The sequence below is a fragment of the Bradyrhizobium sp. sGM-13 genome (genome assembly GCF_018398875.1).
Classification (GTDB): Bacteria; Pseudomonadota; Alphaproteobacteria; order Rhizobiales; family Xanthobacteraceae; genus Bradyrhizobium.
In genome coordinates this window covers 148,051-170,246 of the sequence record NZ_JAGWDK010000005.1, presented here as the reverse complement: position 1 = coordinate 170,246, position 22,196 = coordinate 148,051, and the positions used below count along the sequence as shown (strand labels likewise).

The 22,196-nt window shown below is 61.6% G+C and carries 19 protein-coding genes, 1 tRNA gene and 3 pseudogenes; 12 read left to right on the top strand and 11 right to left on the bottom strand.

Annotation, left to right across the window (positions count from 1 at the left end):
• Positions 1–54 precede the first annotated feature (54 nt).
• Positions 55–723 (top strand): metalloregulator ArsR/SmtB family transcription factor, encoded by a 669-nt coding sequence (locus tag KJQ96_RS09485; protein WP_213286383.1) that lies wholly within the window; start codon positions 55–57, stop codon positions 721–723.
• Between the two features lie 22 nt (positions 724–745).
• Positions 746–1,564, top strand: a complete 819-nt coding sequence (locus KJQ96_RS09480; protein ID WP_213286382.1) for a nucleoside phosphorylase — start codon at positions 746–748, stop codon at positions 1,562–1,564.
• 217 nt (positions 1,565–1,781) lie between these two features.
• Here the strand turns inward: KJQ96_RS09480 and KJQ96_RS09475 are convergent, their stop codons facing one another.
• The 3 genes from KJQ96_RS09475 to KJQ96_RS09465 all read right to left on the bottom strand — a co-directional run bounded on the left by KJQ96_RS09475 (position 1,782) and on the right by KJQ96_RS09465 (position 3,380).
• On the bottom strand, positions 1,782–2,462 hold the full coding sequence (locus KJQ96_RS09475; protein WP_213286381.1) for a bifunctional 2-polyprenyl-6-hydroxyphenol methylase/3-demethylubiquinol 3-O-methyltransferase UbiG: 681 nt from the start codon (positions 2,460–2,462) through the stop codon (positions 1,782–1,784).
• A 493-nt stretch (positions 2,463–2,955) separates the two neighbouring features.
• A tRNA-Leu gene (locus tag KJQ96_RS09470) sits at positions 2,956–3,040 on the bottom strand.
• 97 nt (positions 3,041–3,137) lie between these two features.
• On the bottom strand, positions 3,138–3,380 hold the full coding sequence (locus KJQ96_RS09465; protein ID WP_027583831.1) for a FliM/FliN family flagellar motor switch protein: 243 nt from the start codon (positions 3,378–3,380) through the stop codon (positions 3,138–3,140).
• A 63-nt stretch (positions 3,381–3,443) separates the two neighbouring features.
• On the opposite strand from KJQ96_RS09465, the gene lipB reads away from it, so the two are divergent.
• Together lipB and KJQ96_RS09455 are read left to right on the top strand one after the other, a co-directional pair.
• Entirely contained in the window at positions 3,444–4,172 is a 729-nt protein-coding gene (gene lipB, locus KJQ96_RS09460) for a lipoyl(octanoyl) transferase LipB (RefSeq protein ID WP_028345495.1), read from the top strand.
• 103 nt (positions 4,173–4,275) lie between these two features.
• Positions 4,276–4,575, top strand: coding sequence for a hypothetical protein (locus KJQ96_RS09455; protein WP_213286380.1), 300 nt, complete (start codon positions 4,276–4,278; stop codon positions 4,573–4,575).
• Between the two features lie 45 nt (positions 4,576–4,620).
• Here KJQ96_RS09455 and KJQ96_RS09445 read toward each other — a convergent pair.
• Positions 4,621–5,490 (bottom strand): annotated as a pseudogene (locus KJQ96_RS09445) (LysR family transcriptional regulator).
• A 111-nt stretch (positions 5,491–5,601) separates the two neighbouring features.
• On the opposite strand from KJQ96_RS09445, the gene KJQ96_RS09440 reads away from it, so the two are divergent.
• Complete coding sequence (locus tag KJQ96_RS09440) at positions 5,602–6,018, top strand: tautomerase family protein (RefSeq protein WP_213286377.1); 417 nt, start codon at positions 5,602–5,604, stop codon at positions 6,016–6,018.
• A 52-nt stretch (positions 6,019–6,070) separates the two neighbouring features.
• Here the strand turns inward: KJQ96_RS09440 and KJQ96_RS09435 are convergent, their stop codons facing one another.
• A complete protein-coding gene (locus tag KJQ96_RS09435; RefSeq protein ID WP_213286376.1) occupies positions 6,071–6,499 on the bottom strand; it encodes a 4-oxalocrotonate tautomerase family protein in 429 nt (142 codons plus the stop codon).
• Positions 6,500–6,615: 116 nt separating this feature from the next.
• Here KJQ96_RS09435 and KJQ96_RS09430 point away from each other — a divergent pair, with 116 nt between their 5' ends.
• On the top strand, positions 6,616–7,470 hold the full coding sequence (locus KJQ96_RS09430; protein WP_309142388.1) for a LysR family transcriptional regulator: 855 nt from the start codon (positions 6,616–6,618) through the stop codon (positions 7,468–7,470).
• An 82-nt stretch (positions 7,471–7,552) separates the two neighbouring features.
• Positions 7,553–9,070: a PAS domain-containing sensor histidine kinase gene (locus KJQ96_RS09425; protein WP_213286374.1), complete on the top strand. Its 1,518-nt coding sequence runs from the start codon at positions 7,553–7,555 to the stop codon at positions 9,068–9,070.
• Positions 9,071–9,097: 27 nt separating this feature from the next.
• Here KJQ96_RS09425 and KJQ96_RS09420 read toward each other — a convergent pair.
• Positions 9,098–9,406, bottom strand: a pseudogene (locus tag KJQ96_RS09420) (DUF1731 domain-containing protein); the annotation flags it as partial.
• On the opposite strand from KJQ96_RS09420, the gene KJQ96_RS09415 reads away from it, so the two are divergent.
• The 3 genes from KJQ96_RS09415 to KJQ96_RS09405 all read left to right on the top strand — a co-directional run bounded on the left by KJQ96_RS09415 (position 9,365) and on the right by KJQ96_RS09405 (position 13,545).
• Complete coding sequence (locus KJQ96_RS09415; protein WP_213286373.1) at positions 9,365–9,847, top strand: diguanylate cyclase; 483 nt, start codon at positions 9,365–9,367, stop codon at positions 9,845–9,847. The pseudogene KJQ96_RS09420 and the gene KJQ96_RS09415 overlap by 42 nt on opposite strands.
• Before the next feature lie 540 nt (positions 9,848–10,387).
• Positions 10,388–11,890: an Nramp family divalent metal transporter gene (locus tag KJQ96_RS09410; RefSeq protein WP_213286372.1), complete on the top strand. Its 1,503-nt coding sequence runs from the start codon at positions 10,388–10,390 to the stop codon at positions 11,888–11,890.
• Between the two features lie 1,091 nt (positions 11,891–12,981).
• Positions 12,982–13,545: a hypothetical protein gene (locus KJQ96_RS09405; RefSeq protein WP_213286371.1), complete on the top strand. Its 564-nt coding sequence runs from the start codon at positions 12,982–12,984 to the stop codon at positions 13,543–13,545.
• A 546-nt stretch (positions 13,546–14,091) separates the two neighbouring features.
• Here the strand turns inward: KJQ96_RS09405 and KJQ96_RS09400 are convergent.
• From KJQ96_RS09400 to KJQ96_RS09380, 5 genes and pseudogenes are all read right to left on the bottom strand, one after another.
• Positions 14,092–14,490, bottom strand: coding sequence for a DUF1127 domain-containing protein (locus KJQ96_RS09400; RefSeq protein ID WP_213286370.1), 399 nt, complete (start codon positions 14,488–14,490; stop codon positions 14,092–14,094).
• Positions 14,491–15,136: 646 nt separating this feature from the next.
• Positions 15,137–15,436 (bottom strand): acylphosphatase, encoded by a 300-nt coding sequence (locus KJQ96_RS09395; RefSeq protein WP_213286369.1) that lies wholly within the window; start codon positions 15,434–15,436, stop codon positions 15,137–15,139.
• On the bottom strand, positions 15,433–16,302 hold the full coding sequence (locus tag KJQ96_RS09390) for an oxaloacetate decarboxylase (protein ID WP_213286368.1): 870 nt from the start codon (positions 16,300–16,302) through the stop codon (positions 15,433–15,435). The genes KJQ96_RS09395 and KJQ96_RS09390 overlap by 4 nt, the downstream gene beginning before the upstream one ends.
• Positions 16,303–16,351: 49 nt before the next feature.
• Positions 16,352–18,367, bottom strand: coding sequence for an acetyl/propionyl/methylcrotonyl-CoA carboxylase subunit alpha (locus KJQ96_RS09385; protein WP_213286367.1), 2,016 nt, complete (start codon positions 18,365–18,367; stop codon positions 16,352–16,354).
• Positions 18,368–18,505: 138 nt separating this feature from the next.
• Positions 18,506–18,714 (bottom strand): annotated as a pseudogene (locus tag KJQ96_RS09380) (hypothetical protein).
• Between the two features lie 194 nt (positions 18,715–18,908).
• On the opposite strand from KJQ96_RS09380, the gene KJQ96_RS09375 reads away from it, so the two are divergent.
• Positions 18,909–19,682: a thermonuclease family protein gene (locus KJQ96_RS09375; RefSeq protein WP_375293153.1), complete on the top strand. Its 774-nt coding sequence runs from the start codon at positions 18,909–18,911 to the stop codon at positions 19,680–19,682.
• Positions 19,683–19,738: 56 nt separating this feature from the next.
• A complete protein-coding gene (locus KJQ96_RS09370; RefSeq protein ID WP_375293152.1) occupies positions 19,739–22,192 on the top strand; it encodes a PAS domain-containing protein in 2,454 nt (817 codons plus the stop codon).
• Positions 22,193–22,196 lie beyond the last annotated feature (4 nt).

The following is a 22,196-nucleotide window of genomic DNA, read 5'->3' as shown; positions in this document are numbered from 1 at the left end:
AGCAGCTAAATTAACATTCAATCGATCTGCTGAACGATATATCCAGGAGCAGCCGTGTCAAGCACCGGACCGAAACAGGCGATCTACGAGAACCTCGCCGAAGTGGCGCAGGCGCTGGGTCACTCTCACCGGCTTGAACTCTTGGAGCACCTCGGCCAAGGCGTGCGGACCGTCGAGGAGCTATCCGATCGGGCGCATCTGACGTTTGCAAATACCTCGCGCCACCTGCAGATCCTTAGGCGGGCACGCCTCGTCGAAACCGAGCGTCGCGGCAAATACATTCTCTATCGCTTGGCTGGTGATACCGAAGTGGTCGCACTGATCAAAGCTCTGGGCCGTGTCGGAGAGCGAAATGTTGCCGAGATCGGCCGAGTCGTGACTGATTATTTTCAGGCGCGAGATGCGCTCGAACCAGTATCCCGCGATGACCTAGTCGCCAGATTGCGCGACGATCTGGTCACAGTGCTCGATGTGAGACCTGAAGACGAGTTCGCGCTGGGCCATCTTCCGGGGGCCCTCAATATTCCTCTCGCCGAACTGGAACGACGCTTGGGTGAACTTCCCAAAAGCCGAGAGGTGATTGCCTACTGCCGGGGACCCTATTGCGTCCTTTCGTTTGAAGCCGTGGCAGCGCTCAGAACCCGCGGCTACCGCGTCCGCCGGCTCGAAGATGGCTACCCCGAGTGGAAGGCCGCGGGTCTACCGGTCGAATCTCTCGCCTGAGCCAAGCTGATCCTGGTGCGTCATGGACAAGAAAATTGATCGCGTGGACAGCGCTTGGCCGATCGTTGACGGCAAGGACCACAGGGCGCCTTCAGTGTTCCGACCAGAAGCCCTCTTGAGGGAGGCGCGCAGGCAGAGGCAGTTGCCATTTATCGCCGTCCCCGAAATCTGCGTGCTCGATCCGGATGGCGATGTCGTCCGCCACCTCAAACGGACGGGTACGGGCCGCATCCATGAAGGATGGGCCTGCTATCACACCGAACTTCTCGCCTTCGATATCGCCGGTATCGGCGAAGTTGGCATCGTCGGCTGCGCCGTCGGCGCACCCTTTGCCGTGCTGGTCGCCGAGCAGCTTTTCGCCTCCGGTTGCCGGCTGCTCATCAGCGTGACGTCCGCTGGCCAGATTACTCCGATCGGACCCACGCCGTACTTCGTGCTCATCGATCGCGCGCTCCGCGACGAAGGGACGAGCTATCACTATCTGCCGGGCTCCACGTTCGCCGAAGCGCCCCATGCGCCGCTTCTCACTCGCGTGGAACAGGCGGGACGCGCCCTGCCAAGCATCGCGCTACATCGGGGCGCGACATGGACGACGGATGCTCCCTATCGCGAAACCGAGTCGGCGATCGCACGGGCGCGCCAGTTGGGCGCGCTGGCCGTCGAAATGGAAGCCGCAGCTCTGTACGCCTTCAGTACGACGAGTGGTCATTCGGTGGTCTGCTTCGCCCATGTGACCAACGCCATGGCGCAAACGGAGGGAGATTTCGAGAAGGGCGAAGCCAACGGCGCAGAGGCGACGCTGGCTGTCGTCGCCGCCACGGCTCGCGCCTGGCGCAGTTAGCAGCGATCACGCAAGTCGGGGCGATGCCAGCGTATTCGCTTGGGTAACAACGTGGGGCTGGACAAATCGCGAAATAAGGTGCGCTTCGAGCTCAAGGGTGCCTTTGAAGAGGAGGCGCCTTGGGGGTCATCCACAATTGCCTCCCCCTTTCCGCATCCGAACTGTGTGGGGGAACTGCGCTGAAGTCGATCAGCGACGTCGGGTGCTATGTCGCTAGTTAGCGAACCGCAGCAAAGAGATCAAAAAGCGGAATAGGACGGTAGAGAACGGCAATCTGGTCGATCGCGCCGCGATTGGCGAGCTCTCGTTTGATTTCGGCAATACCCCGCTCGTGATAGTCGCCGGAATATTCTTTTCCAGCCATGCGACGACCGAGCTTATAAAAGATATTCTCCGTAGGACCTGATATGACGAGCCGGCCGCCTTGCTTGAGTAATCGCAAGAGATCATTGAGCGTACCCTTGAGATCCTCGACGTGCTCGAGTACGTCGAGTGCGGTGATGACATCGTACGATGCGGTGGGCAATCCACGCAGCGTTGCGGTCTTGAGGTCGAGCGTTTCGATGTTCGCGTGAAATGCCATCTGTGCTTTCATGCGCTCAAACGGCGTCAGATCAAGATCGGCAGCGGTAACGTGAGAGGAAATCTTCGCAAGAAACGGTAGAAGGACGCCAGATCCGCATCCGAAATCGAGCACACGCTGGTATGGTGCGTGCGGCTCAAGGTATTCCGTAGTCTTCCGGAGTCGCTGCCAGAAAAGCCAGTTGATGAGCGGATTGGGATGTGAGTACGCAGGAAACGCGGCCTCATCCAGACGTCCAGGTTCTGATTGCGAAAGTACTTTTCGTATTGTTGACCGTATTTCAGATTTATATTTGTTAAACTCGATGTCTTCCATAATCTGATCTATCGGTCGAATAGTTTCAGTTGAAATGGCGGAGAGGGAGCGATTCTCAGCTCTCCGGAGGATCTCGAAACGCCAGCAAAATCGGCGCCTTTCCGGGCGCTTAGACGGGTTGTGTGTGCTGGAACCGGAGCCTCAGCCAAAGCGGATTCGACCCGATAGTAGAACGCTTTCCACCATCGTGCCACATCATCATCATGCAACCTAGAAGCGCAGCTCGGCAGACTGCGTAGCGCTCCCGAACGAGTACGAGCCCGCCGATTTCTACGCTGTGCTACGCCACCACCCTCTCATGAGCAGAATGGTGGTTTCGCGGGGCGTTGGTTCAAATAAGGATGAGACGGCCGCAAGAGCACGGCGGTGGACCAGGACGCGCGAGACAAAACTGGAAGATTACGCGGAACAAAAAAACTGACGCTGGCTGCAGTAACAATGTGGAAGTAGAAGGATCGCGAAAATATTCTTCGTATCAACGGCTTATTGCATTTGGTGCGCTCGGAGGGACTCGAACCCCCACGATGTTACTCACTGCCACCTCAAGGCAGCGCGTCTACCAATTCCGCCACGAGCGCTTGGGATACCGGCTGGAAGGATTGCAGCCCGCCGGATCAACGGCTGCGATGTAACAAATCAGGGATGGAGGGACAAGGAAGTTTTGCGCCCCGATAACTACCTGACATCAGGGGATTTCGGCAGCATTTGCTTGACTTCGACCGCGATGCGGTTGCGATCGACCAGCACCACGCCGGAGGCAATGGGCAAGTTATTGGCGAGGATCTTGACCTCGTCCGCCTCGGTGGCGTCCAGTTCGATGATGGCGCCGCGGGAAAGCCGCATCACCTGGTGGATGGGCATGGTCGTGGTGCCGAGCACCACCATGAGATCGACGCTGACTTTATCGAGGGTGGCCACTTCTGAACCGCCAAAGGGGACTAAATTGGTGTGGTTCCCACCTGAACACGTTATGGTTAGCCAATGGTTAATGACCGCCAAAGCCTTGATTTGACGACCTTCGCGCAAGCTCAAGGCGGCGGCGGGGTCGAATGGCGGATTTCGGCGGAACCGGTACCCTATCCCGAGGCCGTGGCTGCAATGGAGGCCCGTGCGGCCGAGATTGCCGAGCGGAAGGCGACCGAACTGGTCTGGCTCCTGGAGCACCCCCCGCTCTATACCTCTGGCACCAGCGGCAGGCAGGACGACCTGCTCGAGCCGCGCTTCCCGTTGTTTACTACCGGCCGCGGCGGACAGCTCACCTATCATGGTCCCGGCCAGCGGGTGGCCTATGTGATGCTCGACCTCAAGCGGCGGCGGCCGGACGTGCGCGCCTATGTTGCCGGCCTCGAAGAATGGATCATCCGCACGCTGGATGCTTTCAACGTGCGCGGCGAGCGCCGCGAGGATCGTGTCGGCGTCTGGGTCAGGCGGCCGGACAAGGGTGTCGGCCACGAGGACAAGATCGCCGCGATCGGCGTGCGGTTGCGGCGCTGGGTGTCGTTCCACGGCATCGCCATCAATGTCGAGCCGGAGCTTTCGCATTTTTCCGCTATCGTCCCCTGCGGCGTTGCCGATCCGCGTTACGGGGTGACCTCACTCGTGGATCTCGGCCTGCCCGTGGCGATGGAAGATGTCGACATCGCGCTCCGGCGGGCGTTCCAGGAAGTGTTCGGAACGACCATGGCAGACCTGCCTGCGGCAACGGCCTGAAACTGTCGATCGGTACCGCTTCTATCGCGGCTCTCTCTTGAGATCTTCCGCCACGGCGAGTGCGGCCACATATCAGAGGCAGGCGGTGAACAGCGGAGGCGCGATGATGTCGCACAGGCTTCCCTTCGAGAACCGATGGACCAACAGCACGCACGCCTGGGAATGGAATTGCGCACTTGACCGACTGGGCGTGGCGAACGTGCGTGCCATGTTCGCAGATCACGAACTGCATCATCCGACCAGGCTTAGCGTCACGATGAACATTCCCGCCGGATTCGTTCGGGACTGGCTGGCCTTCCACGATCGCCGCGCGGCGCGGCAACAACTCCTTTGGCGAGCCACCGTGATTGCGCTCGCGCTTGTCGCAGCAACCGCGGCCGTGCTGGATGTGCTGATCGTGTGAAGCGAAGAGCCGCGGGTGCGCGCGGAAGCGGCTGTCCAACAGCCGTCAAATGTTTGCTTTAAGGAACTCAACGAAAGCCCGGACCCGCGGGATGGTTTGCCGCCCCGGCAGGATCAGGGCCGTGAGCGGTTGCGGATCGGAATCATGGCAGTGCGACAGCACCGGCACCAGCCTGCCGTCCTTCACGGCCGCCTCCCCCAGAAAGTCGCCAAACCGGACGAGACCTGCGCCGCCGAGCGCAAGGTCGAGCAGGAAATCGGCGCTATCAGAGCGGATCGATCCTTTCACCGGCACCATCCGTTTGCCTTGATCGAACATCGGCCATTACGCGAGCCGCGAGAAGCCGCTGAGCTGCAGGCAATTGTGCCGGGCGAGATCGGCGGCTTGTTCGGGGATGCCATAGCGCTCCAGATACCCCGGGCTGCCGGCGATGACGCGCCTGACTTCGCCGAGGCGAACCGCGATCAGCCCGCTATCGCCAAGCGGGCCGACCCGAATCGTGACGTCCACCTGGTCGGCGATCGGATCGATGCGGTGATCGCTCACCGAAAGCTCGACCGCGATTTCGGGAAACTGGTCCATGAACTGCGGCAGCAGTCGCGCAAGCCGGTGTCTTGCGAAAGCGGTGCCGCTGTTGATCCGCAGATGGCCCCGCGGACGTCCATGAACCGAGGCGACATCGGCTTCGGCTGCCTCGACCGCAGACAGGATACTTCTCGCGTGAACCAGGAACGTTTCGCCCTCCTGCGTCAGCACCAGCCGCCGCGTCGTCCGATGCAGCAGCTTGGCCCCGATGCGGCGCTCCAGTCTCGTCACGATCCGGGAGACACCCGAGGCGGTCAGCTCGGTTTCGGCGCCCACGGCCGCAAAACTCCCAAGATCGACCGTTCGGACGAAGACCGCGAGGTCTGACATCGGGTGCATCATATTCATGATTTTTCAGTATCAGTGTTTCGCAAAATCGAGAGTTTATCTCCCCTCTTAGCATGAATAGGACGGAGTCCCCAGCAACTTGGAGATCTTCCCATGCCCCTCGCCCGTATCGCCGTTCCGGTCCATCTTGCACCGGCCAGAATTTGCGCTCTCGCCGACGCCGTGCATGAGGATCTCGTCGAGACCTGCGGCGTGCCGCCCGAGGAGCGGTTTCAGCTCGTTTCGAGCTACGCGCGCGAAATGATGTTCATTGACCCGACGTTCCCGGATGTCGCGCGCACACCGGATGCGTCGATCATCGAGATTTTGTTTCTCGCAGGGCGCACGGTCGATCAGAAGAAGAACCTGTTTCGGCGGATCGCGGATCGGGCCGTCGGCGCCGGATTTTCCGCAGACGACATCATGATCGCGCTCTCCGAGAATACGCCGGTGGACTGGTCACTCGGACGCGGGCTTGCATACGGCGACCACCACACGCCGCTGGCAACCAGCCCTACGTCCGCCCGCTAGCAGCAGCCGAGCGGACGGCGCCGCGCGCGCCGTCCGCTCGTCAGGCGATCTTTTACGCCGCAGCCTTCCGCGGCGCGACTTCGAGCAGGCCGGCGATGTAGCGGCGCTCCTGGGTGAGGCCGCCAAAGCCGTAGGCATCGCCCTTCACTTCATCGACATGGGCGTAGCTCTCCTCGTGCAACGGCCCGAGCAGTTCGCCCATGCGCTGGAATAGCGCGGCGAGATAAGCCGCCTTCTCGTCCTTGGTGTTGGTGCCCTCGCTGACGTGAACGTCGAGCCAGAAACTGGCGAGGCTCTGCTCGGCGAGCGACTTGCCGCCGGCGAACCAGTCGGCGGCATCGACCGATTTCACGATGACAGCAGTGACCTTCGGATCCTTGCGCAGGATTCGCGCGGTGAGATCGCTGACAGCGGACGCGATCTCGGCCTTCAGCGACGGCGCCTTGCGCACGCTGGAATAGGTGACGGTGATGAGCGGCATGGTCGTTCTCCTTGAGTTGGCGCGCTGGCATTGCGCTTCGCTCTAGCTAGACCCGCAGCCGTCATTTTGGTATCTTATCTTCATTCATATCAATGATAAGATATGTTGATGATGCCGTGAGCACGCTCGATATCGATACGGTGCGGGCGTTCCTGCTGGTCGCCGAACTACAAGGCTTTACCCGCGCCGCCGAAGCGCTTGGCACGACGCAGGCCGCCGTCAGCATGAAGCTGCAACGGCTGGAGAGCGTGGTGGGCCGGCGGCTGGTCGAGCGCTCGCCGCGCACCGTCGCGCTGACCGCCGAGGGCGCGGCATTCCTGTCCCACGCCCGCGCGCTGATCGAGGCGCATGACCGTGCGCTGTCGGACGATAAGCCCACGCGTCCGCAATTGTCGCTCGGGATCTCCGATCACGCCGCAGGCCCCGAACTGGTGCCGCTGCTCGAACGGCTGCACGCGGTGTCGCCGCAACTGGCGCTTTCCGTGACCATCGGCTTCTCGCGCCAGATGCTCGACGCCTATGATGCCGGCGAATTCGATGCCGTGGTGGTCCGCCAGGAAGGCAGCCGCCGCGGCGGCGAGAAGCTCACTGAAGACGGCTTCGGCTGGTTTGCCGCCAAAAGTCTCACCTGGCGCAGCGGCGAAACGCTGCCGCTGGCGGTGCTGGCGCCGCCCTGCGGCGTACGCGCGCTCGCCGTCCGTGCCCTCGACAAGGCCGGCATCGCCTGGAGCGAGAGCTTTGTCGGCGGCGGCGTCACCGCCGTGGCCGCCGCGGCATTGGCCGGCCTCGCGGTAGCGCCACTGGCCCACCGGATTGCGCCACCGGGCCTGGTCGATATCGGGCCGGCCGAAGGACTGCCGCGGCTCGCTTCCTCAAAGGTGATGCTGCACTCGAAGGTCAGCGACCCAGCCAAGCTCGCGGCGCTGCGGACGCTGGCGGCGACGTTCAGAAGCGTGGCCGCCGCGCGGTAACCCACCATTTCGTTAAAAAGCCCACCGACCGTGGAACCAATCGACAGGACAAGCGTTTGCGCCAGTTAAATGGGCAGGTCGGATGTCGAAAAAAGATCAGCAACAGCAAAGGGATCTATTCGAAAGCCAACGCAATTTCCGACTCTTGGTCGAAGGCGTTTCCGACTATGCGCTTTACATGCTGGATCCAGCCGGAATCATCACGAGTTGGAATATAGGCGGCCAGCGGATCAAGGGTTACGCGCCCGCCGAAATCATCGGACAGCATTTTTCCTGTTTTTATACCGAAGTCGACCGCGCGAATGGCAAGCCGCTTCGCGCCTTGCGCATTGCTCGGGAACAGGGGCGCTACGAGGAGGATGGCTGGCGCGTTCGCAAGGACGGCACGTTCTTCTGGGCCAGCGTTGTCATCGATCCCATTTACGAAGACGGCGAGCTCGTCGGCTTCGCTAAAATCACCCGGGACATTACCGAGCGCCGCGAAGCCCAGCTCAAGCTCGAACGGATGCACCAGCAGCTCGCGGAATCGCAGAAGTTCGATGCGCTCGGCCAACTGACCGGCGGCGTGGCGCACGACTTCAATAATCTGCTCATGATCGTCAGCGGCAGTCTTCACACGTTGAAGAAAGCGGTGGGCCACGATCCCAGGTGCCTGCGGGCGCTATCGGCGATCGAAGGAGCGACCAAACGCGGCGCCTCCCTCACCAGCCAGTTGCTGACATTCGCGCGTCGGCAGAGCGTCAATCCGCAGGTCGTCGACGTCGCCGAACGGATCGATGCGATGCGCGAGGTGCTCGACAGCGGCGTCGGCAACGTGGTGAGCTTGCAACTCGACATGGACCCGGGCGTCTGGCCGGTGATGGTCGACGTCACCGAGTTCGAGACGGCGTTGGTCAACCTCGTCATCAACGCGCGCGACGCCATGCCCGGCGGCGGCGTCATCACGATATCGGCGCGCAACGAGGCGCCAGGCGAGGCCGATACAGAATATGTCGCGATCTCGGTGGAGGATACCGGCACCGGCATCGCGCCCGATGTGCTCGGCAAAATCTTCGATCCCTTCTTCACCACCAAGCCGATCGGCAAGGGCACGGGTCTCGGACTATCGCAGGTTCACGGCTTCGCCCATCAGGCCGGCGGAACGGTCAAGGTGGCGAGCGAACTCGGCAAGGGCACGAAGATCACAATCCTGCTGCCGCGAAAGGAGGCCGCTGACGCGGCGGAGGATGTCGACGCGGTCGAAACCGGCGGAAGCGGCACCGTGCTGCTGGTGGAGGATAATCCGGACGTTGCAGCCGTCAGCACCGGTCTGCTCGAACAGCTCGGCTACACCGTGCGCAGGGTGGCGAGCGCCGAAGCCGCGTTGCGCGAAATCGAACTCGACAGGATAGACCTCGTCTTCTCCGACATCGTGATGCCCGGCAAAATGGACGGCCTCGGTCTGGCGCGCCACTTGAAGGCCGTCAGACCCGGACTGCCGATCCTCCTGACCAGCGGCTATAGCGATTCCGCGCGGAACGTGCGCGGCGACTTTCCGATTCTGCGCAAGCCCTACGAAATTCACGAACTCAGCCAGGCGATCGCGAAACTACCGCGGTGACGGCTGGCTGGTGGGTCACTATCCTCCTCACAAGATCGCCTCGAAGGCGCTGCGCAGCATTTCATGCCGGAATACAAAACCGTTGCGGAGCGCCTTGTTCGGCAACACGCGCTGGCCGCCCAGCAGCAATTCATTGGCGAAATCGGCGCCGACACGGCGCAACAGCCCGCAGGGGATGCGGAACATCGCAGGCCGGCGCAGGCGTCGGCCAAGCTCTTCGGTGAATGTTAGATTGGTGACCGGGATCGGCGCCGTCGCGTTGACCGGTCCTGAGATCTCGGGGCACGCGATCACATGGGCGATCAGGCGGATCAGGTCGTCGCGCTCGATGCACGAGGCTACAACGACACCTATGGGCATCAGGCCGGCGACCGTTGCCTGCAGGCGGTTGCAAAAGCCATCGGCAATGCGACCAACAACACGTCAGGCCTGTCCGCGCGCTATGGCGGCGAGGAATTCGCCGTCGTGCTGCCGAACAGCTCGGAAGACGATGCAATGAAGGTTGCCGAAGCCATCCGGCTGACGGTTCGGGCGCTCGGCATTCCGAACACGGGCTCGAGCCGCGGCTACATCACCATCAGCGCAGGCGTTGCGGCAAAAACCCGTTCGACAGTCGACGAGGCCGCGCTGGTGGGAGAAGCCGACACCGCCCTCTACGAGGCAAAGCGCCTCGGCCGCAACCGCAGCATCGTGTATTCCTCGGTCGACGTGCAATATGTCGACAGCGCCTCCATCCAGCACGACGGCGAGTTCGCGCCGGGCGAACGGACGCATTAGGGCGAAATTTCCTGTAGCAATGTTAAGTCTTGTCGAGCCGACTGGTGAGCCAGCGCACATCTATGCGGAGCCCCAGCGCTATAAATGGGCGGGCTAAACGCATGGAGGGTCGTAATGACCGCTGTCGCACGGCTCTTTCGCGCGCCATTCCGCCACCAACAATATAGAGATTCTCAAGCAGCTCACATTTTTTGCGCAAGGTGTCGGGCGCAGCTTGAAGGGAGCCTTGCGCGATATCTTCGCCAGCTCGACACGGCCGAGCGGCAGGAGCCATCTCAGGCGCTCGCGCTCAAGACGACGCGCCTCAGGAGAGGCCCGAAACCGTTGCCCTGTTGTCCACCGCGTCCCACCTTTCGGATTGCCGAGCCCGGTGCGCCGCTAGTCCGCGTTGCTTAGAAACTGATGAACTGCGTGAGGGCAAACAACCGATGGAAGAGGCAATACCCATTGCGCGTGCCTTGACACCTGCCTGTCTGGGGAGCACCCTCCCCAAGATTTGGACGTGTGCCCACCCGTTTCGAGGGACCTAAGGGGGCGAACATGGCCGAAGTTGCAGCAGCTAGCGGTGAGACCAGCGGTCCGCGCGCTCTTCAGAATGTTCCAGACCCGCTACCTTTGACGATTGGCGGCATCATTGCCGCAGTGGGACCCCAAGCCATCAACTTCGGCATCTCGATCGGTGGGGGTGAGGCTTACCTGCTGCCCAACGTGGCCGCACGCGGGGCGCTCGGTTGGTACTGGTTGCTGGTAATCTCCGTCATCGTCGAGACGGCGCTGGTATATGAGTGCATCAAATACAGCTGCTGCACTGGTCGGTCGTTCTTCGCCGGCACCAACGAGCTGGCACCACGTGGCTTCTGGCCGTGGTTCTGGGCGATCGCCGCGGTGCTGACGTGGGCGTGGCCGGCGTGGATGGGAGGCGCGGTCGTCGCTGCGCAAAGGTTCACCGGCATTTCCACGCCTCAGGGCTGGACCCTTTTTGGCCAGGCGTTGCCGCCGCAATACATCTGGGCCGTGCTGGCCCTCGTGCTGGTTCTCGTTGTCTTCTACTTTTCTAACCGCACCTACGCGTTTCTCGAATGGTTCTTCAAGGTCATCATGTTTCTGAATATCGCCCTGGTCCTGGCGATCACTGTCATTGCCGCCAAAGCCGCCGACTACATTACGATTCTGCAGGCCTATTTGGGGCTTCTATTCTTTTCGCCGGAATGGACTAAGAGTGTTACGCCGCTCGATATCGTTGCGCTCTACAATCAGCCCGGCGGCAGCCTGATGTGGGTCAGCTTTTGGGTCGTCGCGGCAGGATGGGGCATGGGCCGCTACGCGGGTCAGGTCACGGGCCTCCTGAGACCGCCCGAGCGGATTACTGCCGAAGAGATACGCTGGAACAGCAACGACCCGCAGGAAGTCGCCAAGATGAAGCAGTGGGTCCGGCTGGGCGGCTTGAGCCTTGTCGTATGGTGGGCGATCATCGGTGGCTTGATCATGACCTATCTCTACTCTGTCGCCGGCTATGCCTACCTCCACAACGAGTTCCTGAATACCGGCAAGGTGCCGACCGGCGTGGAGGTGCCGCTGCAGATGGCGATCGTGGCACAGGGCGTTCTCGGTCCGGCCGCTGGGGCATTAATGCTGATCGTCATCATGGTCACGCTTTACGACGCCCAGTTCCCGTTTTATGACACCTTCGTCGGCCGCACCACGACCGATGCGATCGCTGTGACCACCAATCTAGAAGACAAGATTCCTTACCGCGTGTGGTACTTCATTGTGGTAACCGTCGCGGTCTTGGCAGGCTTCTATCTGATCCTACAGCAACAGCCGTTCTTCATGTGGCTAATGGTGGCTGTGGCGGCTGTGGTCTACCGCTCGATCGGTTCGCTGCAGATCATGATGATCAATAACCGTCGTCTGCCGCCGGAGTTTAGGGTCAGTACGCTGAACGCCATTATCCTCTGGTTCAGCTTCGTCACGGGCCTCCTGTCCGTCGGCTATTGGGCGTACTACTCTTGGGCTGACATCATGAAGCGGTTTGCAGCGTGACGGAGCGACGGGAGAATCGGTACTTGCGGTTCGCGATCAGGCGATGGTGAGATTCGTCCTTTGGCATATGTTGATGCTCGTATGGCTCGCGCTCCTGATCCGGGGCGGCTGGTGGATGTGGCCGGCTTTCGAGAAGCTGGAGTTCAGTCAGGATGCTGTCACCGGACTGCTCTGGCTCGCCATGGGTAGCCTTCTTTGGCTGCTGGCGTTTCTTTATGGGCGCGAACGCTATTGGAGGCACGGACGTCGCCAATCAGATCCACGATCTTGATTCGGTCTGGTCGGTTAGTGCACGCGGGCCATGAGCGCCAAGGTTGGCGCGCGCCTCGTGACGGTCGCGTCGGAGCGTGCCCTAATTTGCCTTCGCGAGTGTACTGATTAGGACAATGCCCGAGGCTCGGCACCGCGTGTTTAAGCCCCAGCGGCGCTGAACATCAAGAACGCAGCGCACTGCATCCACTACGCTGCTAAACTTACGTCTCCGGTCTTCTTGACGACCCCGGTCACGGTGTTCGGCAACATTGGGATCGACAAGAGCACGCCCGGTGAACGTCGTCGGCGCGCCGATTGGCACAAACGCGAGCCGTCGCTCGCAGCTTTCTGACGGAATAAGATCGCGCTGGTGACGCACCGCTGCCACATACTTTACATGATCAGGTGGCGAGATTGCGAGAGCGAGTATCGTTGGGATTGGCGGATGTACCCAGTCTCAACGATCCAAAAAGCCCCCGGAGATGATCTCTCAGGGGGCTTCGTTGTCTTTGGCGATAGCTCTTACTGGGAATTACGCACACAATGATACGTATCTTTGTCGCTTCCGTTGCATTGGCGGCGATCACGATTGTGCTGCTACTCCATGCGACACACCACGGGGCGCATGCAAACTCTCCAACGCATTGCGGCTTCTGGACAGAAATAGAGGCCGGACTGTCGTGTCGCCAACTTGTCAAAAGGACATCCTAGGCAATGTCGTGACGTCGTTGTCTATTGTGCTGCGGATGGTGCGGAGATTGACGAATTGATCTCAGACAAACGCGCAAACCGGTTAGCGAATGTCGGTTGGTCGGGGCAGCAACGGTAGGAGACCATCCATGCCCATCTCCATTCTGCGGCTGCTCGCGAGTGTCCTTTCGCTGGCGCTCATAGTCTCTACATCCGCCACTGCAGAACCGAAACTTGAAATGCATCGTGTCGGCGTTAACGTAGACGATGGCGCGGGGTGGTATCCGGCTATTTCGACCAAGGGCTCGTTCTCGATCCTTCTGCCAATTCCCTTCAATGATTTCACGACTCGCGACCCGGGCACGGGAGAAGTGAGCCATGTCGTCGGCGGCAGGAGTTCTGAGGGAATCAAGTTTACGGCGGTTGAACTGCCGGTAACCGCAAGGACGCCTGTCGATCTCGCGGCGATCCCCAAATCTTTCTCATCCGATCCCGCTAACAAAGTGTCTGATGTAAGCCGCAATACCAAGGATGACGTCGATAATCTGTCCTTCTCAGTCGCCAACTCGGCAACGGCTGCGCATTTCCGCTACATCAGGATGAAAGGTACGCTCTACACACTTACGATTGAATACCCCAATGCGTATCGCGATGTGGTGGCGGAAAAGAAAGATAAATTCTTCGGATCCTTTAAACTCAAGGGGAAGTCCTGATCGAGCAGAATGGGAATTATCCGATCGGAATATCTCCTTCTGGCCCTTCGCCGACATGCCGCCCATTCCGCTTCATGTCTGCCTTTGAGGGGATTGTGTTGCAACAGTCGTTTTGCAGGAGATGTTAAAAGTTCTGAGGGCCGCTGGCGCGTTCTTCGTGTAATGATCTGAGGGACCTCATCGCCTTGCGCCAAATTCATGGGCGACTTCGGTAGCGCGACTCAGGCTATGCGAATCATCGATCTCTTTGCGCCTCAGGTTTTCGCCAAAAATTTGGACCGCTGCAACTTTCGACTTTTGCAACACTATCGAGGGTAGAGCGGACGCACTGATCAAGCGGGCCGATTTCCGCTATTGCCCCCTTAGCGGACGAGAAAGATCGCACCACCGGCAAGTGGTGTTGGTCGCGATCGCAGCTCGATGGCCGATCGGCGTTGGCGTAATCCGCCATCACGACGATTGTAGAAAAAGTGGCGGATCACGCTTCGCTGATCCGCCCGACGGACTGCCACTAAACGTGCAGAAGTGGCGATGACGTACCATCAGTTACATCACACCACGAGACAGCCATAGATACGTCGTGCCATCTCTGAGCCTTTCAATAGCTCGGCGAGCGACGACGTGGTCGATGTCACTGGGTGTCAGGCCGATATCCATCAGCTCTCTGTCATTCAGGTCGTACAAACTCTCGGTTTGGCGCCGTTTTCTGAACGCACGCCAATATCCCTGGAGCAAACTCAAGACGCTCCGCGTCGATGCGACTGGTGGTCCAGCCGCGTCCTTTTCCGAGGAAGCGTCTCTCAGCGCTGCGATGGAGGCATCGGGGCACGCCTCGGCCAAAGCATTGCCCGAGGCGTCTTTCACCAAAGCGATGGCGAGGTCGAGGCGGAGCCCTGCGGCATCGCGCCCGGTCTCGGATGTAAGGTTCGTCTGTTGGGGTGACATCGGATGCTCCTGCTGTTGTGCCAGCAGGGAGCGTGACCAAACAAAAGGCCCCGTCCGATGCCGGCGGGGCCTGGTGAAAAGATCGCGTCGTCAAATTCCTAGCGCACGACTCCTTCCACGGCCCAGCGAGAGCGGGTCACGTTTTTACGGGTCCACGATGCGCACGACGTCTTGATCATGAAGCGTAGTTACCACGGAGATCGCGCAAAATCAAGGGGTGTGCCGGTGCTACTCGCATCCTGGAGGCGAGCTGGCCGACCTGACGTGAAGTCTCCCTTGGCTCTGAAATCGTCTGGTTGTTTGAGACTTATCGAATGCAAGAAGTTGGCTATGTGCCATGGCCGCTTCTGCCCCTTCGCAGACGTGGTAACGCCTCTAACTGATGTTCGCTCTCGGGAGCAAAGCCGGCAGTAGCGAGGGGCGGGCGCATCATCCTCGAATTTTAGCGCACAGCCCAGCGTCTGCCGGGTCCTACCGCGCGCTGAGCCGCCACGAAAGACTATCAGACAGCATGTAGATCGTGATCGCGGTTAGGCACATCAGGACTCCGATCCAGAAGATCGGGGAATGATGGATCCGTCTCCAATCGCGTCCAGGCTGCTGCGGCTTCGGTCACCTCGTGGGTGTTTCGGCCATGTCACGGACGCTATATCGTCGGCAGCACCGAGAACCGCTCCCCTGCCCGCCGCAGCTTCAGCATCTCGGGATTGCCGGCATCGTCCTGTACCGCCTCGACCTGCGCCGACGACGGCCCTCGCCGGCAAGCCGAGATCATTGCGGTCACCGGCTCCGCAGGACCTGCGAATACCGCCTCGACACGGCCGTCCCTGCGGTTACGTACCCAGCCTTCGAGATCGCGCGCCCGTGCTGTGTCGTCGACCCAGGCGCGATAGCCGACGCCCTGCACCCGGCCGCTTATCGTGACATGACGAATTGCATCGCTCATTTATTCTTCAACCCGAGAAATGCGCCGGCGCGCGCCTTTACTTCGGCATCGCGCATGGCCCGGCTGGTCAACTCGGCAGTTGCAAGGCCGTTCAAATTTTTCGGCGAGGTTCCCTCACGCAACGCCTTCAGCGTCTGGTACACGGCCTGCGTTGCGGCGGCGAATGGCGCGTGGCCCTGCAGCGCGATCCGCACGCGCTGACCGGCGAGATAATCCAGCGCCGTCATGTCCTCGGGCGCACCACCGAGCACGATCGGCAATGTCGTCGCGGCGGAAATCGTTTCCAGTTCGCCCCGGCTCTTGATGCCCGTGAAGAACAGCGCATCGACGCCGGTGGCCTCATACGCTCTCGCCCGCGCGATCGCGTCGTCAAGGCCGGTGACGGACACGGCGCCGGTGCGGCCCATGATGACCAGCGAGGGATCGCTGCGGCCATCGAGCGCGGCCTTCATCTTGCCGACGCCTTCCTCCAACGGAATCAATTGCGTTCCGGCCTGCCCGAACGCCTGCGGCAAGAGCGTATCCTCGATCGTGAGGCCAGCGGCGCCGGCGGCCTCGAGTTCATGCACGGTACGGCGAACATTGAGCGCATTGCCATAGCCGTGGTCGGCATCGACCAATACCGGCAGTGTCGAAGCGCGCGACATCCGCCGCATCTGCTCGGCCAGCTCCGTTAATGTGATCAGCGCAATATCGGGATCGCCGAGAACGGCCAGCGAGGCCACCGAGCCGCCAAACATGCCGAGCTCGAAACCGAGGTCTTCGGCAATGCGGATCGAGGTCGCGTCATAGACTGATCCTGGCCGGACGCAGGCGGGGCCGGCGAGGATGGAACGCAATCTCTCTCGGCGCTGACGGAAAGCCATGGTGCCCTCAGTTCTACGCTGACGCTCCTCGCGATGACGGAGGTTGCGTCTACGCAAACTCCAAAATCAGCGCGTCCACCGCCAGTGTGGCGCCGGCCGCGGCATGGATCTTCTTCACGGTGCCGTCGCGTTCGGCGCGCAGCACGTTCTGCATCTTCATCGCCTCGACCACGGCCAATGTCTCGCCGGACTTGACCTCCTGCCCTTCGGCGACCGCAATCGACACCACGAGCCCCGGCATCGGGCACAGCAGCTTCTTGCCGGTGTCGGCCGCCGAGTTCACCGGCATCAGCCGCGCGGCGGCAGCCTCGCTTTCAGTGAAAACGTTGACTGCAACTTCAACGCCCTGATGCGCGAGGCGGAAGCCGTTCGGGATGGCGCGCACCTGCATCGCGACCAAGTGGCCGTCGATCGTGCCGTGCCAGACCGGCTCGCCCGGCGTCCAGGCCGAGATCAGGTTGTGCGGATTGCCGGGCAGACCGTCGGCGCCGATGAAACGCACCGCGATGCCGTCGGCTTCGCGTGCCACGTCCAGCGCGATTTCGTCGCGGTCGAGCCACACCGCGCGGCGGCGTTCACGCTGCACCAGGCGGCCGGTCAACTGACCGGAAATCTGGCGCTTGCGCTCGCCGAGCACGTGATCGATCGCGGCACCCACGGCGGCCAGCCGCCGCGCGATCTCGCCTTCCGGCGGACGCGCCGAAAACCCTTTTGGAAATTCCTCTGATATGAAGCCGGTGGAAAACTTGCCTTCGCGCCAGCGCGGATGGTTCATCAACGCTGACAGGAACGGAATGTTGTGCCTGATGCCGTCGACGTAGAACGCGTCGAGCGCCGTGGCCTGCGCCTCGATGGCGGCGGCTCGTGACGGCGCGTGCGTCACGAGCTTGGCAATCATCGGATCGTAATGGATCGAGATCTCGCCGCCCTCCTGCACACCAGTGTCGTTGCGGATGGTAACGCCGTCCTGGCTCGCTTCCGCCGGCGGCCGGTATTTCACCAGCCGGCCGATCGACGGCAGAAAGTTGCGGAACGGATCCTCGGCATAAACGCGCGATTCCACGGCCCAGCCGGTCAGCGTGACGTCCTTCTGAGCGATGGAAAGCTTCTCGCCGGCCGCGACCCTGATCATCTGCTCGACCAGGTCGATGCCCGTGACCAGTTCCGTGACGGGATGCTCGACCTGCAGACGGGTGTTCATCTCCAGGAAGTAAAAGCTCTTGTCCTGGCCGGCGACGAATTCGACGGTTCCGGCCGAATCGTAATGCACCGCCTTCGCCAGTGCCACCGCCTGCTCACCCATCTTGCGGCGGGTGGTTTCATCGAGCAGCGGCGACGGCGCTTCCTCGATGACCTTCTGGTTACGGCGCTGGATCGAGCATTCGCGCTCGCCAAGATGGATCACATTGCCATGCTTGTCGCCGAGCACCTGTATTTCGATGTGGCGGGGATCGACGATGAACTTTTCGATGAAGACGCGGTCGTCGCCGAACGAGGATTTCGCTTCCGCCTTGGCGAGGTTGAAGCCCTCGGCGACTTCCTTCTTCGAATGCGCGATCCGCATGCCCTTGCCGCCGCCGCCGGCAGAGGCCTTGATCATCACGGGATAGCCGATCTCGTCGGCGATCTTCACCGCGTGCTTTTCGTCCTCGATCACACCGAGATGTCCCGGCACGGTCGAGACTTTTGCCTTCGCGGCGGCCTTCTTGGATTCGATCTTGTCGCCCATTGCGGCAATGGCGGCGGGATTGGGGCCGATGAAGACGATACCCGCCTTGGCGAGCTCGCGCGGAAACGCCTCGCGCTCTGAAAGAAAGCCATAACCGGGATGCACTGCCTCTGCGCCGGTCTTGCGGCAAGCATCGATAATCCGGTCGATCAACAGATAGCTCTCGGCCGCCGCCGGCGGGCCGATCAGCACGGCCTTATCCGCCATTTCGACGTGGAGCGCATCGCGGTCGGCCTCGGAATACACCGCGACCGTCTCGATCGCCATTCGGCGCGCAGTCTTGATGATCCGGCAGGCGATCTCGCCGCGATTTGCGATCAGAATTCTCTTGAACATGTTCTTCTTGCTTGAGCTTTAGGCGGGATCCTCCCCCGCAATGAGACATGCGGGACGCGGGTAACACACCCGTCGTACAGCAAAAATCGATGGAGGCAACGGTCTCGTACCGGCTTCGCGGTGCCAGCCGGCGGTAATTCAGCCGGAATAGGCGTTGAAGCGGCCCGCGCATAGGCATGAGATACCGCTTTCATCAGCTCGCCGACCTCGGATTCCAGATATTCGTTAGCCACGATCAACGCGCGGATCGTCGCCCTCATATCCCCACCACAGGCAGAAATCGCCTGATCTACAGCGGCTTCCAGCTCGTCGTTCTCTTCGGACTTCGGCTGTGAAGAGGACGACATGGCAATATTCCGTGTTAAGCGAGATGACCTATGTTCATCTTTTGTTCTCGTGAAGTCAATGGGCTCTGTCGTCTGGTCGCAACAGCCTCCCGGCTTTCCCCAACCTGTTTTGCTTGCGCCACTAGCGCCGGCATCTTGGTTCAAGCACGTCAGCTTATGCTAGAAGGCGCTCGCGGGTGTGGAATTGATTTGAAATGAATCAGATGCAGTTACGAATTTTCCTGGTTGCAGCGTTGCTGTCGACCGTCCTTCCGGCTAGCCAGAGTTCGGCCGCAACGGCCACCGTTCGAGATGGCAGCACGCTTCAGCTCGGCAACATTACGTACCGGCTCGACGGCATCGATGCGCCCACCGTTGATCAACTCTGCATCGATCAGAATGCCGATAGCTGGACCTGCGGGATTGAGGCGCGCGATCAACTGACCAAGCTGATCGGCGGCAAACAGGTTCGCTGCGATGACTTGGGTCCCGATCCCTCGTTCAAGAAACGGCGCATCGGCGTATGCAAGATCGAAGGTGACACGACCAGTTTGAGCCAGCTCCTTGTCCGCAACGGCTTTGCCCTGAATGTCGAAGTCTCCGCCAGCGGTCGCTTCCAGGTGGACGAAGCCCGCGCCAAGGACGACCGCCAGGGACTCTGGAAAGGCTGCTTCGTCGCGCCGCGCGAGTTCCGCGCCGGGAAGATAGACGCGCCCCTGCTCGGCGCCGCGTGCCGCGCCGATCGCGATCGCGAAATCCGCGAGGCGCTGTTCCCCGAGGATCTCGTGATGCCAGCGAATTGCAACATCAAGGGCAAGTACGCGGTGCGCGCGCGCGTCACCGGGAACCTCGGCATCTACCATCTGCAGGCATGCCGCTCCTATCCGGGCCTGACCAAGCCGGATCGCTGGTTTTGTTCCGAGGAAGACGCGCAGGCCGCCGGGTTCCGCAGGGCCTATAACTGCCGGTCAACCACCAAGGGCAAATGAGGCTGGCAAACGCGCCGGCTGTTGTGTGAAAGTGCCGCCAGAGGTTGCCGGCACGCATGACCCCTTCCGACACTACGAACATCCTGCCTGAAGTCGCGGCAGCCGAGCGCTTGCGGCAAGATCTGCAGGAAATCGCTGATGAGCGCGACAGAGCCCATCGTGCCTTGCAGGAGCGCGAAGCGGAGTTGGCGCGGATCCAGCGCATCGCCGGCGTCGGCGGTCTCGAGATCGATTTCCGTGACGGCGTCAAGAACCGCCGCTCCCCCGAATATCTTCTCGTTCACGGGCTGCCGCCCGAGGCGGCCAACGAGACCTACGAGGAATGGGTCAGTCGAATCCATCCCGAGGATCGCGAGCAAACGGTCCAGCACCTGTTCGGCGTATTGAAGAGCCAGAGCGAGGACTATTCGGCCGAATACCGCATCGTGCGGCCGAACGACGGCGCAGTCCGCTGGATCCGCGTCGTCGCCAAGATCGAGCGCGAGGCCGACGGCCGCGCGCTGCGCCTCGTCGGCGCCGATTGCGACGTCACCGACCAGATGCTGGCGCAGGCAACTTTACGCGAAAGCGAGGAGCGCTTCCGCCTGATCGCCAACAGCGCGCCGGTGCCGATCTGGGTCACCAAGCTCGATCGCACGCGTTCCTTCGCCAACCAGGCCTATGTCGATTTCCTCGGACTGCCGTTCGAGGAAGCTATCGTGTTCGACTGGCGGAAAAGGCTGCATCCGGACGACGCGGCGCGCGTTGTCCAGGAATCCGTCGCAGGCGAAGCATCGCTCAAGCCGTTCGTGCTGGAGGCGCGCTACCAGCGCGCCGACGGCGAATGGCGGTGGCTACGCTCGGAATCCCAGCCGCGCTGGGATCCGACCGGCAAGCACATCGGCTTCATCGGCGTTGCCCACGACGTCACCTCGGCCAAGCAGGCCGAGCACGATCTGCGCCGACTGAACGAAATTCTCGAACTGCGGATCGCCGAGCGGACGGCGCAGCTCGAATCCAGCGAAGCCCAGATGCGGGCGATCTTCGAGACCAGCCATCAATATCAGGCGTTGCTCAACCAAAGCGGCGAGGTTCTCTATGCCAACAGCACGGCGTTGGCCGGCATCCGCGCCGACGCCGGCGCGGTGGTCGGCCAGCCGTTCTGGGAAACGCCATGGTTTGCCGCGACCTCCGGCATGCGTGACGCCGTCCGCGACGCGTTCATCACGGTCATGCAGGGCGAAGAGGTCAAGATTGAAATGCTGCTGCACCTGCCGATCGGCGACCGCTATTTCGATTTCGCGATGCGCCCGCTGCACGACCGGCACGGCACCGTCATCGGCGCCGTGCCGGAGGCCATCGACGTCACCGAGCGCCGCCAGGGCGAAGAAGCGCTGCGCCAGTCGCAGAAAATGGAAGCGGTCGGACAGTTGACCGGCGGCGTGGCGCACGATTTCAACAATCTGCTGACCATCATCCGCTCCGCGACCGATTTCCTGCGCCGCCGCGAGTTGCCGGAGGAGCGGCGCCGGCGCTACATCGACGCGATCGCCGAGACCGTCGAGCGCGCCTCCAAGCTGACCGGACAATTGCTGGCGTTCGCCCGCAGGCAGCCGCTCAAGCCGCAGGTGTTCAACGTCGGCACCCAGGTCGAGTCCGTCGCGCAATTGATCCGTCCCCTCGTCGGTGCCCGGATCAGGATCGACGTCGAAATCGCCGATCTCAATTGCTTCGCAATCGCCGACGTCGCGCAATTCGAAACCGCGCTGATGAATCTTGCCGTCAACAGCCGAGATGCCATGGACAGCGAGGGGCGGCTGATCATTCAGGTCTGCAAGGTGAATGCGATTCCACCGCTGCGTGCCCAGCCCGCCCGCAGCGGCGACTTCGTCGCCATCACCGTGACCGACACCGGCTGTGGCATAGCACCTGCCCTGCTCGAGACGATCTTCGAGCCGTTCTTCACCACCAAGGAAGTCGGCAAGGGCACCGGCCTCGGGCTGAGCCAGGCGTTCGGTTTTGCCAAGCAATCCGACGGCGATATCGCAGTTGCAAGTGAGCCCGGCCGGGGCGCGACGTTTACGATCTACCTGCCGCAGGCCGCGGTGCCGGCCGATACCAGCGAAGCCGCCGCGACCGCCAGCGAGCCCGCTGCCCGCGGCCGCGGCTACCGCGTGCTCGTGGTCGAGGACAATGACGACGTCGGCCAGTTCTCCACCGAACTGTTGGAAGATCTCGGCTACACCGTACGCCGCGTCGCCAGCGCGGACGCCGCGCTCGCAATCCTGGCCGAGGACGAGTTTTCCGCCGACCTGGTATTTTCCGACGTCATCATGCCCGGGATGAACGGCGTCGAGCTCGCCGGCATCGTGCGCGAACGCTATCCCGGCCTGCCCGTGGTCCTGACCAGCGGCTACAGCAACGTGCTGGCGGAAAGCGCCCACCGCGGCTTCGAGCTGATCCAGAAACCCTATTCGGTGGAACTGCTGTCGCGAATTCTCAGGAAGGCGATTTCCGAGGCGCGCCGCTAGGAAA

Bases quoted from the DNA above. Each gene is read 5' to 3' on its own strand.
- KJQ96_RS09475 (WP_213286381.1), bottom strand. From the start codon at position 2,462: ATGGAAGACATCGAGTTTAACAAATATAAATCTGAAATACGGTCAACA.
- KJQ96_RS09425 (WP_213286374.1), top strand. From the start codon at position 7,553: ATGTCGAAAAAAGATCAGCAACAGCAAAGGGATCTATTCGAAAGCCAA.
- KJQ96_RS09435 (WP_213286376.1), bottom strand. From the start codon at position 6,499: ATGCCGCTCATCACCGTCACCTATTCCAGCGTGCGCAAGGCGCCGTCG.
- KJQ96_RS09480 (WP_213286382.1), top strand. From the start codon at position 746: ATGGACAAGAAAATTGATCGCGTGGACAGCGCTTGGCCGATCGTTGAC.
- KJQ96_RS09400 (WP_213286370.1), bottom strand. From the start codon at position 14,490: ATGTCACCCCAACAGACGAACCTTACATCCGAGACCGGGCGCGATGCC.
- KJQ96_RS09415 (WP_213286373.1), top strand. From the start codon at position 9,365: ATGGGCGATCAGGCGGATCAGGTCGTCGCGCTCGATGCACGAGGCTAC.
- KJQ96_RS09370 (WP_375293152.1), top strand. From the start codon at position 19,739: ATGACCCCTTCCGACACTACGAACATCCTGCCTGAAGTCGCGGCAGCC.
- KJQ96_RS09405 (WP_213286371.1), top strand. From the start codon at position 12,982: ATGCCCATCTCCATTCTGCGGCTGCTCGCGAGTGTCCTTTCGCTGGCG.
- KJQ96_RS09390 (WP_213286368.1), bottom strand. From the start codon at position 16,302: ATGGCTTTCCGTCAGCGCCGAGAGAGATTGCGTTCCATCCTCGCCGGC.
- KJQ96_RS09385 (WP_213286367.1), bottom strand. From the start codon at position 18,367: ATGTTCAAGAGAATTCTGATCGCAAATCGCGGCGAGATCGCCTGCCGG.
- KJQ96_RS09440 (WP_213286377.1), top strand. From the start codon at position 5,602: ATGCCCCTCGCCCGTATCGCCGTTCCGGTCCATCTTGCACCGGCCAGA.
- KJQ96_RS09395 (WP_213286369.1), bottom strand. From the start codon at position 15,436: ATGAGCGATGCAATTCGTCATGTCACGATAAGCGGCCGGGTGCAGGGC.
- KJQ96_RS09410 (WP_213286372.1), top strand. From the start codon at position 10,388: ATGGCCGAAGTTGCAGCAGCTAGCGGTGAGACCAGCGGTCCGCGCGCT.
- KJQ96_RS09375 (WP_375293153.1), top strand. From the start codon at position 18,909: ATGAATCAGATGCAGTTACGAATTTTCCTGGTTGCAGCGTTGCTGTCG.
- lipB (WP_028345495.1), top strand. From the start codon at position 3,444: ATGGTTAATGACCGCCAAAGCCTTGATTTGACGACCTTCGCGCAAGCT.
- KJQ96_RS09455 (WP_213286380.1), top strand. From the start codon at position 4,276: ATGATGTCGCACAGGCTTCCCTTCGAGAACCGATGGACCAACAGCACG.